The sequence below is a fragment of the Nodosilinea sp. P-1105 genome (assembly GCF_012911975.1).
In the GTDB taxonomy this organism is placed as follows: Bacteria; Cyanobacteriota; Cyanobacteriia; order Phormidesmidales; family Phormidesmidaceae; genus Nodosilinea.
The window spans coordinates 20,442-30,928 of sequence record NZ_SMDQ01000066.1 but is presented as its reverse complement, the minus strand read 5'-3'; the positions used below and the strand labels follow the sequence as shown (position 1 = coordinate 30,928).

General features: G+C 55.3%; 18 protein-coding genes. 4 read left to right on the top strand and 14 right to left on the bottom strand.

Features of this window, described 5'->3' with window-relative positions; translation table 11 throughout:
* The first annotated feature begins 164 nt into the window (after nt 1-164).
* Both E1H13_RS21325 and E1H13_RS21320 read left to right on the top strand, forming a co-directional pair.
* Nucleotides 165-698: a GNAT family N-acetyltransferase gene (locus tag E1H13_RS21325; protein WP_347404201.1), complete on the top strand. Its 534-nt coding sequence runs from the start codon at nt 165-167 to the stop codon at nt 696-698.
* Nucleotides 699-700: 2 nt separating this feature from the next.
* On the top strand, nt 701-1,135 hold the full coding sequence (locus E1H13_RS21320; protein WP_169616446.1) for a hypothetical protein: 435 nt from the start codon (nt 701-703) through the stop codon (nt 1,133-1,135).
* A 139-nt stretch (nt 1,136-1,274) separates the two neighbouring features.
* Here E1H13_RS21320 and E1H13_RS21315 read toward each other — a convergent pair whose 3' ends face one another.
* Entirely contained in the window at nt 1,275-2,606 is a 1,332-nt protein-coding gene (locus E1H13_RS21315) for an FAD/NAD(P)-binding oxidoreductase (protein WP_169616443.1), read from the bottom strand.
* Nucleotides 2,607-2,783: 177 nt separating this feature from the next.
* On the opposite strand from E1H13_RS21315, the gene E1H13_RS21310 reads away from it, so the two are divergent.
* Nucleotides 2,784-3,545, top strand: a complete 762-nt coding sequence (locus E1H13_RS21310) for an SDR family oxidoreductase (RefSeq protein ID WP_169616458.1) — start codon at nt 2,784-2,786, stop codon at nt 3,543-3,545.
* 41 nt (nt 3,546-3,586) lie between these two features.
* Here E1H13_RS21310 and E1H13_RS21305 read toward each other — a convergent pair whose 3' ends face one another.
* From E1H13_RS21305 to E1H13_RS21295, 3 genes are read right to left on the bottom strand one after another with little or no spacing between them, the layout of a single operon-like run.
* Nucleotides 3,587-3,811, bottom strand: a complete 225-nt coding sequence (locus E1H13_RS21305; protein WP_169616442.1) for a hypothetical protein — start codon at nt 3,809-3,811, stop codon at nt 3,587-3,589.
* A 3-nt stretch (nt 3,812-3,814) separates the two neighbouring features.
* Nucleotides 3,815-4,084, bottom strand: a complete 270-nt coding sequence (locus tag E1H13_RS21300; RefSeq protein WP_169616440.1) for a hypothetical protein — start codon at nt 4,082-4,084, stop codon at nt 3,815-3,817.
* 32 nt (nt 4,085-4,116) lie between these two features.
* Nucleotides 4,117-4,464 carry a metalloregulator ArsR/SmtB family transcription factor gene (locus E1H13_RS21295; RefSeq protein ID WP_169616437.1) on the bottom strand — a complete coding sequence of 116 codons (348 nt, stop codon included), beginning with the start codon at nt 4,462-4,464 and terminating at the stop codon, nt 4,117-4,119.
* Nucleotides 4,465-4,742: 278 nt separating this feature from the next.
* On the opposite strand from E1H13_RS21295, the gene E1H13_RS21290 reads away from it, so the two are divergent.
* Nucleotides 4,743-5,108 carry a hypothetical protein gene (locus E1H13_RS21290; RefSeq protein ID WP_169616435.1) on the top strand — a complete coding sequence of 122 codons (366 nt, stop codon included), beginning with the start codon at nt 4,743-4,745 and terminating at the stop codon, nt 5,106-5,108.
* 22 nt (nt 5,109-5,130) lie between these two features.
* Here E1H13_RS21290 and E1H13_RS21285 read toward each other — a convergent pair whose 3' ends face one another.
* The 10 genes from E1H13_RS21285 to E1H13_RS21240 form a co-directional block, all read right to left on the bottom strand.
* A complete protein-coding gene (locus E1H13_RS21285; RefSeq protein WP_169616433.1) occupies nt 5,131-5,724 on the bottom strand; it encodes a GrpB family protein in 594 nt (197 codons plus the stop codon).
* A complete protein-coding gene (locus E1H13_RS21280) occupies nt 5,721-5,873 on the bottom strand; it encodes a hypothetical protein (protein WP_169616431.1) in 153 nt (50 codons plus the stop codon). Before E1H13_RS21280 ends, E1H13_RS21285 begins: the two co-directional genes overlap by 4 nt.
* Nucleotides 5,874-5,950: 77 nt before the next feature.
* The gene (locus tag E1H13_RS27450; protein ID WP_169616429.1) at nt 5,951-6,358 is read right to left on the bottom strand and encodes a Crp/Fnr family transcriptional regulator; all 408 of its coding nucleotides are present in this window, start codon (nt 6,356-6,358) and stop codon (nt 5,951-5,953) included.
* Nucleotides 6,359-6,392: 34 nt separating this feature from the next.
* Nucleotides 6,393-6,758, bottom strand: a complete 366-nt coding sequence (locus E1H13_RS21270) for a hypothetical protein (RefSeq protein ID WP_169616427.1) — start codon at nt 6,756-6,758, stop codon at nt 6,393-6,395.
* 32 nt (nt 6,759-6,790) lie between these two features.
* Nucleotides 6,791-7,228, bottom strand: a complete 438-nt coding sequence (locus E1H13_RS21265; RefSeq protein WP_169616425.1) for a hypothetical protein — start codon at nt 7,226-7,228, stop codon at nt 6,791-6,793.
* A 36-nt stretch (nt 7,229-7,264) separates the two neighbouring features.
* A complete protein-coding gene (locus E1H13_RS28350; protein ID WP_347404200.1) occupies nt 7,265-8,203 on the bottom strand; it encodes a magnesium transporter in 939 nt (312 codons plus the stop codon).
* Between the two features lie 140 nt (nt 8,204-8,343).
* A complete protein-coding gene (locus tag E1H13_RS28105; RefSeq protein WP_169616423.1) occupies nt 8,344-8,739 on the bottom strand; it encodes an ACP S-malonyltransferase in 396 nt (131 codons plus the stop codon).
* Nucleotides 8,736-9,110, bottom strand: a complete 375-nt coding sequence (locus E1H13_RS21250; RefSeq protein ID WP_169616421.1) for a DUF433 domain-containing protein — start codon at nt 9,108-9,110, stop codon at nt 8,736-8,738. The genes E1H13_RS28105 and E1H13_RS21250 overlap by 4 nt, the downstream gene beginning before the upstream one ends.
* A gap of 98 nt (nt 9,111-9,208) precedes the next feature.
* Entirely contained in the window at nt 9,209-9,769 is a 561-nt protein-coding gene (locus E1H13_RS21245) for an MAPEG family protein (protein WP_169616419.1), read from the bottom strand.
* 57 nt (nt 9,770-9,826) lie between these two features.
* Nucleotides 9,827-10,261 carry a 2TM domain-containing protein gene (locus E1H13_RS21240; RefSeq protein WP_169616417.1) on the bottom strand — a complete coding sequence of 145 codons (435 nt, stop codon included), beginning with the start codon at nt 10,259-10,261 and terminating at the stop codon, nt 9,827-9,829.
* Between the last annotated feature and the right edge of the window lie 226 nt (nt 10,262-10,487).

The window sequence follows — 10,487 nt, the reverse complement described above, 5'->3', positions numbered from 1 at the left end:
TCAACTTCCCGGTGAGTATTTACACTCGGCTGGGGCCAGAATCTGAGGAACCTCCTTAGAAATGAGCGAACCGGGAGTACGAAGCTTCGCTGCCACCCCTCGACCACTGTTTTTGGGAAGACCTGCTGGAAGATACAGGCACCACAGCCCTGGAGTTCATTGAAGTGGAGTTGCGCACCGATGCCTCGAATTGGGGCAACGTCAGCGACTTTGTGGTGCTGGAAGCACAGGGTAAGCCGATGGCAGCGGCGGCAGGATATGTTCCTAACCCAGAGGATTACGGCCCCCTGCGGTTGTCTTGCTTGGATGCGATTGCCCAGGAACTCGACTGGTCAACGGCAACGACCGCTATGTTTCGCGATCGCTACTTAGGTCTGTTTGGCGGGGATGTGAAACCCTTTTTCCTCACCCCTTACGCCCCTTGGATTATCGAGAATGTGGCAGTGTTGCCAGAGGCTCGGGGGCGAGGATTAGGGAAAGCCTTGCTCAAAGCGGTGCTGGAGGAGGGGCGAACCCAGGAACATTCTCACGCCGGAATCATGGTGATCAACGGGAATGACCGCGCCCGTCACACCTACGAATCGGTCGGGTTTAAGCCTTACCAGACTTTCTACGCGGATTACTTCTCGGAGCAGTTCAACATCGAGTTTCCGGGAGTGACCAAGTTTGGGCTTAATTTAAGCATTTCAAGGGAGTGAAGATGAGAGGTCAACGCTGGTACATTGCTTTACTAATCGGCCTCATGTGTATCATCCGGTTTAGCCTCAGCGCTTTTGGCTATGCCAATCCGCCTTGGTTTATGGAGGAAGTTGGCATTTCGCTGTCCGCTAATCCTCAAATGCCCTACGCCATTCGAGCTTGGGCCAACAGAGATATGGTGATTTCTCTGTTGGTCATATTAGCCGACAAAACAGTGATAAAACTCCTGCTGGCGGGCTGTATTGCGATTGATTTTACGGATATCGTTTCTGCTTATTTAAGTGGTGTTGCCGGATTGTTTGGCGCAGCAGATGGTTGGTTGCTGAAACTAACGTCAACTGCGATCGCAGCCTTAATTCTAGAACTCTCAGCCTTGATATTGCTTTCTAGACCAAGGCAAGCCTCAACTCAACAGGAGACTACTGATGGCGTTTAAGACCGTTTTGGTAGCCGGTGCCAGTCGCGGTATTGGGTTGGCTGTAGCCGAACATCTGCAACCCCGGGGCGATCGCCCCTGAGGGCCGGTAGGGCTAAACGGGTAGGGCTAAGACCGATTCTGGGAAATAGGGCTATAGTCAGCGATCGCCTCTCAGCAGCCGATTAATCGGCTGCAACACATCGGCTTCAAAGCCATCTCCCTTCAGCATTCGGTTCCAGTAGAGCCAGGGCAGAACGTAGACTTTGGCCAGGAACATAGAGTAGCGTTCCTGGGTTGGATCCATGGGGAAGGAGGGAGCCAGTTGATTGCCGTAGGCAAACTCTGCCATGATGGCCGAGTGATAGCCGGTGATTAGGGGACAGCAGGTATAGCCGTCGTAGTGGGCGGTGGGGGAGTGGGACTGCATCACCGAGAGCAGATTCTGCACTAGCACAGGGGCCTGTTTGCGAACCGAGGCAGCGGTTTTGGAGGTGGGCAGCGAAGAGGCGTCGCCTAGGGAGAAGACGTTGGGATAACGCTGGTGTTGCAGGGTAGTTTTGTGAACGTCCACCCAACCGCCTGGGTCATCCACCGCTAGAGGGCTGTGTTTTATGACATCGGGGGCACTCATGGGCGGCGTCACATGGATCATGCCGTAGGGAACCGTGACCGCTTCGACCCCGTTCTCTGTGGTGACCTCAAAGACGGCTTCATTTACCTCGCTACGAATTTCCGTCAGGTTATGCTGGTAGCGGGGGATGATGCCCCGACGGGCCACCACTTGCTTGAGGGTGGCAGCATAGGCGGGTACACCAAAAATCACATTGCCAGCGGTACAAAACATCACCGTGGTATTTACCCCCACGCCGCTTTTGCGCTTGAAGGCATCATCAGCCAAGTACATCACCTTTTGGGGTGCGCCACCGCATTTGATCGCCGTGGCTGGATAGGTGAATAGGGCATTGCCGCCCTTAAAGTTCTGAATGGTTTCCCAGGTGTAGGGGGCGTAGTCCTTGGAATAGTTGCTGGTGACGCCGCCTTTGCCAAGGGCTGCGGACAACCCTTTGACCAAATGCCAATCGATTTGGATGCCTGGACACAGCACCAGGTAGTCGTAGGTGAGGCGGCGACCTGTTGCCGTTATCAAGGTGTTTTGGTCGGGGTCCAGGCGAGTGACGGTGTCTTGTATCCATGTGGCCCCCTGGGGTATCACCGCCTGCTCATCTCGCTCAAAGGCTTCCATAGGGGTAATGCCACCGCCCACCAGGGTCCAACCGGGTTGGTAGTCGTGTTTGTCCGAGGGCTCAAGGATGGCGACATCGAGGCTGCGATCGCGCTTCAACAACTGGGCGGCTACTGTGATCCCTGCCGCCCCGCCCCCGACGATCACAATCCGGTGGTGCTGGGGAGTCGGGTTATGGGTGGCACCTGTTGTCAGGTGGAGGGCGGGGACTGGAGCTGAATCAACGGTCTGGGGTGAGGACGTCATGGATGACACCGAGAATCCTTGTGAGGTAAGGGCAGGTAAGGTTCGCTAATGCCTAAGGGATCGCCAATCAGGTTCGTTACACTGAAGGTAATGAGTGATGACTACCGAGCCTGCTAGTGGTTCGTTCCCTGAGCATTTCCTACACACATTGTTTAATGATGAACAGCATAAAATATGATGAACAGCATGGAAGGAAAAGTAATTGCAGTCACCGGCGGTGCTGGCGGCATCGGTGAAGCCACGGCGCGCATGGCCTATGGGCAAGGTGCGAGTGTGGTGATTACCGACCGTGAAGCTAGTCCGGTCGAGACGATGGCTAAATCGCTAGGCGATCGGGCAGTGGGACTAGCGGTGGATGTGACCCAGCGCCAGGATAACGAGCGCATGGTGACGGCAGCGTTAGAGCACTTTGGTCGGCTGGATGGAGTGTTTCTAAACGCCGGTATCGAGGGGGAAGTTGGCCCGTTCGAAAGTCGTTCCGATGCTGCCTGGGAAAAAGTATTTGCAGTGAATATCCACGGTGTGCGCCTTGGTGTCGAGGCCGCCCTGCCGGCACTGCGCAAGACCGGTGGTGGCAGTATCGTAATTACGTCCAGTGTGGCTGGTTTGCGGGGTGCCTCTGGTCTTTCACCCTATGTGAGCAGTAAGCACGCGGTGGTTGGCATGATGCGATGCCTGGCAGCGGAGCTTGGCCCGGAGGGTATTCGAGTTAACACGCTCAACCCTGGCCCAGTTGATAACCGTATGATGCGTTCGATTGAAGACCAAGCCAATCCCGGTCATGGTAAGGAAGTGCAAGCGTCGTTCACAGCCCGTATACCTCTGGGCCGTTACGTCACTAACGAGGAGTGTGCAGCCATGGCGGTGTTCCTCCTCTCAGACGCGGCATCCGGTTGCAATGGCGACACCTACCTGGTCGATGGTGGTTACTGCGCGTAATTAGTTCGTCAGGTGAGACCAGATCACCGTGTTTTGTTGTGCTAAGAAAACAGGATCAAGGCGATCGCCACCACCACCAGGGTGATCAGGAAGACACCGACAGAGAGCCAGACCAGGTAGCCCAAACCCCCAATCACCAACGCGCCATTAACTAGCAACAGAGGCAGGTTAAACACCGTGGCTGAAATGGCTTCGATGTCATCGGTCAAGGACGCCAGCAGTCGGTTTGCCCCCAACTCTTCCAGCCGTCGCAGGGGGCAAGACAAAATTCAATGACTGAGCTGGAGCCGCATTTTGTAGATCGCTTGCTGAGCCAGTCGAGCCAGCAAAATCTGTGAACCACTGCCTGCTAGGAGGGTGATCAGGGCTAAGCCGATAAACCTTGCCAGCACACCGCTGGGCTGTTGACCTGGAGTGCTAATGGCCGCATTGATGGAGGCAATCAGCAGTACGCTGCCTGCGCCGCTCAAGGCTCCGGCTAAACTGGCGATCGCCACCGTTATCCAGGAAGAGCGCAACAGAAAAGTAATGAGCCTCATTTACGTGGCTGATGAATGTGATTTTAGCTAACCTAAACTGTGGTGGCTGGATTGGTGCATGAAGTTTCCTCTAAATATTCACCCAACGCATCCAACTTGTCTTGCCAAAACACATCGTAGTGGCTAATCCAGGCAGAAACCTGCTTTAACGGTTCTGGGCTTAGCTGATAAAAACGTTGACGCCCTACCCGACGCTGAGTGACTAAACCTGCCGTAGAAAGGACATTGAGGTGTTGGGAGATTGCAGGCATTGACATGTCAAAAGGCTTGGCTAAATCTTTGACAGATTGTTCACCGTTTCTCAGGCAGTCAAGGATTGATCGCCTGGTGGGATCCGCGATCGCCTGGAAGATATCTGAGTTGGCAGTCGGACGACTCACTGAAGACAACTTGGCGTGTGCTTACTCGATTAGTATAGTTAAGCATTTGCTTAAGTGTCAACGCTTGGCTCTCCTCTTGGACAATCTCGACGGCAGAGTTCTTTAAGCCACTAATGTCGACAATACTGATATTCACTGACAGATCCGCCATCTGACTAACAATCGTGAAGCGCCTTAATCGGTATGCTGTCTGAGGGGTTAGCGCTCTGGTTGGCGTTCTGGGGGGGGAGTCCTGGAGCGGGCGGCTCAAAATCTTCTTGACTAAGGAATGTGGTGACATGCGGCGACTTTGGAAGCCTTTGCTTTACACCCTAGCTGGGGTCGGGATGTTGGGCACGCTGACCACTCTAGTTGGATTAGTGCTCGACATCAGCGCCATTGACCCCACCCAGGGGGGCTACGAGCCTCCCTATACCGACTATGTCGGCACCCCGATCGACTGGGATGAGCTAGATATCACCGCCACGGGCATGGCATGGCGGGGTTATGTTTTCAATACCCTGGTTGATTGCACCACGGGGCTAATTTCTTTCGAGGTGTTTAAGCAGCAGATTCCCTATCGACCCCTATCCCCCAGAGCCCTAGCGGTACATCGTCCGGCGGAGGCCTGTCGCGATCGCGGCTTTAACCCTGAGTTTGAGTGATGAGGTGACCTGAGCGAACGACTCAGCCATCAACTGACTGTGCCGGATGGGTTGTGCCGGATGGATTGCTATCCAGACAGTCGGGTGCGGGTGAGGTCAGGTGAGCCCAGATCAGGGCCTGCTTTTCAAGGGTTTTCACGAACGCATCCTTACCGTCCATATAACCGTCAATGTCGTTGGGGTAGTGCGTGGCCAGCGTTCGCTTTAGATCGCTATACTGCTGAGCCGCGTCGGGGTGAACCATCAGGTAGTCCCGAAAGGCCAAATGTCGGCTCACCTCTGAACTGCCTGCCTGGAAGACATGGACATGGTGGGTGCGATCGCCCTGGGCATTGTCTTTGCGGAAGTAGCGCCGTCCAATCAGACCATACTCCCCTAGGGCAGCGTAGCCCAACTCGGCCATGGCTCCATTACAAGTATCAACTTCGGCAATCGCCTGAACTTCAACCAGCACATCAATCACAGGCTTGGCATAGATATGGGGAATAGCGGTGCTGCCAATATGGTGGATGGCTACCACATTATTAGTGCCCAGGGCCTGGGAAAGCAGCTTCGATTCTGTCTCAAAAGATCGGCTCCACGCGGGATCGGGAGGAACAACGGTGACGTGTCTCATGGTCTGCGCTCAGTAGGGGCAACGGGTCTGAGGCCCTGCCACAGCAGTTGGGCAATTTGCTCTGCTTCGGTGGTCAGATCTACTGTGGCTGGATCGATAATGTAGTTCAAGATCAGGCCATTGACTAGGGCATCGGTACAGTATGTCAAGATCCCAGGGTTCTTGGGTGATTAGCAACGAATTTTGGGGCATCCAAGCACAGAACCCTGGGATCTGAACCGGCGTTCTACGAAAGGACGAGCATCGCTCCGTGTCGCCCGGTGCGATGCAGCTTGCCGTCCTGCTCAAACTGATGGAGCACGCGAGTCACCGTCACTCTGGTGGTGCCCACCAGTTCAGCAATGTCCTGGTGGGTGAGGCGTGGTTCAATCAGGCTGACGCCAGATCTGGTTTTTTTGCCAAAGTGTTTGACCAACCACTCCAGCAGCAGCTCCAGGCGCTGCTGCACGGGGCCATTGCGGATTTGCAGCAGGTCCTGCATTAGACGGACGTAGCCTGTGTCAATGTGCCAGAGTAGCCCCTCACTCAGGGGTAGTTCATCGCGGCGCTTAAATGAACTGGGCGTTGCTGATCGCCCCCTGGCGATGGGCAGGGCTGGAGCGGGGGCCGTGGGTGAAGCAAACTGTAGGGACATAACCAGAACTCTTGTGAAACAATTTTTCAGCAAATCAGGGGCAATGACGGCCCGGCAGCCGCTGTCTTAGATTTAGCAGCATTTTTAGATCTCTCAGGTCACGGTTCTCAAGCCATTTAAGCCAGGCGATCGCCCAGGATAGGGGGCAGTAGGCCAACAACCAACAGCTCAGAACATCTCGCCAGGTACGTCGGTTTGAGGGTAGGGGTGCTCCCAGCCGCGACAACCGAATGGCCGCCCGCACCGCCGAACGCTCTGCCCTCAGCGCCAGGGCCTCCAGCAGGGGGCGGTGGGTGTGGCGTGACTCTCGCTGCACCAGCACCCAGTACAGTCGGCAAATCGTCCACCGCCGTCGGTAGGAGCGCTGAAACACGGCAATCAGGTGATTCGAGAGCGTCATCACAATTTCGCTGGGGGACTCCTGATATCGTGCTAATCGCCGCAGTCGTCAATTTCCCACCAGTCGGAGTAGCTGGGCTCGGCCCCCGCCTGGGTGGCTGTGGCCCCTGACGGGGGCCGGTTAAACAGCCAGCACAGGGTTCTGTGAAACTCCTGACTGAGGTCGGCCATCAGTTGGGCGGTAACGGCGTCAGGCAAGTTGTCTAGCACCCGCTGGCGCTGCTGGGGCTCCATGGTTTCCAGCAGGTTGATCAGCTCAGCCGCATCTAAGGCTTGCAGCAGCTCCGTTTGCTGGGACGACGGTAAGTCTTCAAGGATCGAGGCGGTCAAACTTTCCCCCCAGTATTGAATGGCCAATAGCCGTTGTTCCACCTCATGCTGGGGGGCTTGATGCATGGCCAGCGCCCCCAGGTAACGAGCCAGCAGGGTAGTCATTTCTTGGGTGGATGGTGAAGACATTGCTTGAGACATGGTTAATCTCCATCTTGGGCGCAGGTATGAGATTCATCATCCCAACTGAACGTCAGGACGGAAGAGGTGCAAGAACAGGTTGATCAGGTAGAAGTAGAGCAGCAGGCCAGAGAAGTCCTTAATGGTGGTGATAAACGGGTCAGAAGCCGGGCCGTGGTCGAGACCTAGTTTTAGCAGCAGGAACGGTAAGAGCGCTCCTAACACCGCCGCTAACGTGATCACCGCGAATAGCGAGAGACCCACCGCTAAACCCAGGGCCGGGAAGTCATTGGGAGCCCCCTGCCAGAAATAGGCCCCGATGCCAGCAGCGGTACCCAGCACCGCACCAATGATCAACCCAATGCGAAATTCCCGAAACAGATAGGTGCCGTAGTGGGCCAGATCGATCTGCTGCCAGGCCAGACCCCGGGCAAAGACTGTCGTGGACTGGGTGCCAACGTTGCCGCCCATATCCATCACCACCGGAATGAAGATGGCCACGAACACCACCGATTCCAACACTTCCTCGAACCCGGCGATGACTCCACCGACGATAAAGCCGCCGACCAGGGTGATCACAAGACAGAGAATGCGGAGCTGGACGGCATAGCGAATCGGGCCGCGCACCAGTTTTTCGCTCCAGGCTTGGTCGCGGGCCTGCAGGCCGCCAACCCCAGCGAGGGAGAGGGCTTCGGCGGTGGCTTCTTCTTCCACTAAATCGATCACATCGTCAAAGGTGATATCGCCCACCAGGCGACCTTCCTTGTCGAGTACGGGCACTGCGGGCACTTCGTATTCCTTCAGCAAGCTCGCAGCTCGCATTTCTGGATCGGTGGCCGACACGGCAATGTTGCGGCCATCGATGATCTGCTCCAGGATGGTATCAGGGCTGGCCTTGATCAACCGCACCATGCGCACAAAGCCACGGTAGAACCCCTGCTGGTCAATGATAAACACCTGAACCATATCGTCCTCCCGCAGGGTAGACTCTCGCACGGAGGCCAGGTCGTCGGCGGTGACGAGTGCGCTCAGATCGCCGTAGGGCAGTTTTTAGGGTGGATAGGGCGATCCCTTCCGGTAGCACTATCGCCTCGCCCCCCTGCCTGCCCCAAAAAGTTGAGCAGCCTTCTTCTTTGCTATGGGATGAAGATTCGTTGTACACCTCTATAGCTATCAACGCTGAGTGCAATCTCAACCAGGCTTTCAACACAGCGACTTCGATAATCAGGATCACTGAGCAGCCGATCAGCGTTACTGATTGTGACTACAGGTAATGACTCCACTGTACTTTCCTCACGCATGACCTGTTCTAGGGAGTCTTTGCCCTTCATACTCCGGTTAGCCGTGAGTAAAATCATCTGATTCTGTTGCGCTAATCGCCAAACTACTCTGTCATCGCTATCAGTTTGTAGGTCTAACTCATCAAATGTAACGAACTGGATGGATACGATCTCAAGCCAACCTTCACTGGCAAGGGCTCCAAAGAACACTAAAGCATGTCCTCTGAGATTGTGATCGATGAGACAAATCATGCTACGGACTGGCGCTTAGCTCGGGCAGCCCGCAGCTTTTCCCAAGCGGCCTCAGTGCCCGGTTTAGGCGGTTGCTTGGCAATTTGAGCCAATCGCTCTCGATTTTGCTCTTCGTAGTGTTGCCGCAGTGCCTCAGTTTCCCTGATCACCTGCTGGTACTCTGCTTCTATCTCAGAACGATTAGACTCAATGTAAGCCAAAGCCGCGCCGATCTGTTCTTCTGTCAGTTCAAACAGTCCTTGAATGAATTGGGGCGGATACTGAGCAATTACATAGTCCATCACGTCGTACAGAGTAATTCGAGTACCAGCAATGGTAAGCCCCCGCTCGGTGCGGATGATAGCCGTTGGGCTATGGGATGGTGAGGTCATGGGTATAGCCTCCGGGTAGCTGTCTAAATGCTATCTCAAGGCAGCGTGGTTAGATGTTATCCAATCATCTGAGTTTTAGTGCATTTATATTATCTCCCCTAAAGCAGGATCAAGGCGATCGCCAACAGATACCCCGCCAACGTCGGCCACATCGTCAGGGTCATACCAAAGGCTCGCCCTTTTGCCCCCCGCTGGTCGTGGCGATACCCCCGCAGGAACAGCAGTCGCCCCACCCCAAACAGCACCACCGCCGTCACAATCAACGACAGCCAGGGGCCGCTGAGCCGGGTGGCCAGGGCCAGGTAGGCCCCCACCGCCAGCACCCCCTGCTCCAGGGTGTTTTGCAGAAACGCCACCGACACGGCAATGTTGCTACTGGGGGGGCCAGAAGCCGACCCGCCCACATCTTCGATGGATTTTCGCCGTCCAGTGGATACCATCATCACCCCAATCAGCACCCACAGCAGTACAAACACACTGGCCTGCAGGGCAAAAGCCAGGCGGTTCACCAACTCTGTGGGGAACTCAAATAGCAGCGGCAGGGTGCTATAGCCCAGGCCAAAGCAAAGGGCGCAGAGCAGCAACGACAAAGTCCCGGCCCGCCGAATGGCACGTTCCTCCTGGTGCAGATCAACTGGTACGTGGGAGGGTTGAGTCATGGGTCTTCTCCTGGGCAATGGGTCTAGCTGTCATAAACCTGCCATAGGTTGCCGCCCTCAGTCTTGCAGGCGTTTATGTTTCTTTTTCCATTTACGAAAGGTTTTTTCGTAGTCGTCTTGGTCAATCCACTTAAAGGTTGCCGCTGCATCGAGCATCACCCCCAACCCCCAACCCAGTAGCGGGTAGAGGCTCCAAGGATGGGAACCTGGGGTGGCGATGTTGAGCCCTACCAGAAACGTGTTGACAATGACGTAGGTGATCAGGTGGCTTTTGAACTCCTGGCGCTGTTTTTGGTCAAAGGATTGCCGCAGTTCGGCATCTTGGCGATTGTCAAACCAGTCGAGTTTGGCCTGGTCTAGGGTCTCTGGATCGATACCCAATTCCTGGGCCATTTCCAGGAGCTGAGCCTCTGAAAATTCGTTGTGATGCTGCCGGGCCAGGGCCTGCCCCAGGATAGTTTGGACGTCGCTAGCGGTGTAGGAGTAATCCATAGGGAAGTCTTTCAGGTGATGTAGCTACGCTGCTGCTGACTCAATAATAACCAGGGGGCTGCTATGGCGGTTCTTGATTGAGTAAGGTACCCATTGGTTGGCTAGTACTGCCTGGCAGAAATATGACCACCGTTAAGTTCCCAGGGGTAGGCCAGGTGGAGCGCTGAAAATGCGGCCTAAATGTTTCAAACTATAAAGAGGGCTAGCGCTACAATCAGCGCTAGGT

Bases quoted from the DNA above. Each gene is read 5' to 3' on its own strand.
- E1H13_RS21285 (WP_169616433.1), bottom strand. From the start codon at position 5,724: ATGAGACACGTCACCGTTGTTCCTCCCGATCCCGCGTGGAGCCGATCT.
- E1H13_RS21245 (WP_169616419.1), bottom strand. From the start codon at position 9,769: ATGACTCAACCCTCCCACGTACCAGTTGATCTGCACCAGGAGGAACGT.
- E1H13_RS21250 (WP_169616421.1), bottom strand. From the start codon at position 9,110: ATGACCTCACCATCCCATAGCCCAACGGCTATCATCCGCACCGAGCGG.
- E1H13_RS28105 (WP_169616423.1), bottom strand. From the start codon at position 8,739: ATGATTTGTCTCATCGATCACAATCTCAGAGGACATGCTTTAGTGTTC.
- E1H13_RS21300 (WP_169616440.1), bottom strand. From the start codon at position 4,084: ATGAGGCTCATTACTTTTCTGTTGCGCTCTTCCTGGATAACGGTGGCG.
- E1H13_RS21290 (WP_169616435.1), top strand. From the start codon at position 4,743: ATGCGGCGACTTTGGAAGCCTTTGCTTTACACCCTAGCTGGGGTCGGG.
- E1H13_RS27450 (WP_169616429.1), bottom strand. From the start codon at position 6,358: ATGTCCCTACAGTTTGCTTCACCCACGGCCCCCGCTCCAGCCCTGCCC.
- E1H13_RS21240 (WP_169616417.1), bottom strand. From the start codon at position 10,261: ATGGATTACTCCTACACCGCTAGCGACGTCCAAACTATCCTGGGGCAG.
- E1H13_RS21270 (WP_169616427.1), bottom strand. From the start codon at position 6,758: ATGACGCTCTCGAATCACCTGATTGCCGTGTTTCAGCGCTCCTACCGA.
- E1H13_RS21310 (WP_169616458.1), top strand. From the start codon at position 2,784: ATGAACAGCATGGAAGGAAAAGTAATTGCAGTCACCGGCGGTGCTGGC.
- E1H13_RS21320 (WP_169616446.1), top strand. From the start codon at position 701: ATGAGAGGTCAACGCTGGTACATTGCTTTACTAATCGGCCTCATGTGT.
- E1H13_RS21265 (WP_169616425.1), bottom strand. From the start codon at position 7,228: ATGTCTCAAGCAATGTCTTCACCATCCACCCAAGAAATGACTACCCTG.
- E1H13_RS21315 (WP_169616443.1), bottom strand. From the start codon at position 2,606: ATGACGTCCTCACCCCAGACCGTTGATTCAGCTCCAGTCCCCGCCCTC.